Raw genomic sequence first — 263 nt, forward strand, 5'->3', positions numbered from 1 at the left:
GCACCGCACTGGCGACCTATCAACAGTCTGTTGAGGCAGCGCTACAAGCACATCAGCGCATCGAAACGGCCAACGACAGTAATCGCCAAATCGGCGGCGCGCTTGGCCGCGCCGAGCGCTACCTGAACCTCGCCAGTCTTGCCGCGATTCTGCTGGCCGGGGTGGCAGTTGCCCTCTCCGCCGCCCGGTTCGCCACGCGCCGCTTCGACTCCAGTGCATTGCTGCGCTGCCTGGGCCTTTCCCGACATGACGCCCTGCTGCTC

At 65.8% G+C, this 263-nt stretch carries 1 pseudogene; it reads left to right on the plus strand.

The features are described 5' to 3' along the window. Positions 1 to 263, plus strand: a pseudogene (locus tag AAEZ09_RS28540) (ABC transporter permease); the annotation flags it as partial.

The organism is Pseudomonas sp. 65/3-MNA-CIBAN-0223 (assembly GCF_040310425.1).
GTDB classification, from domain to species: Bacteria; Pseudomonadota; Gammaproteobacteria; order Pseudomonadales; family Pseudomonadaceae; genus Aquipseudomonas; species Aquipseudomonas gregormendelii.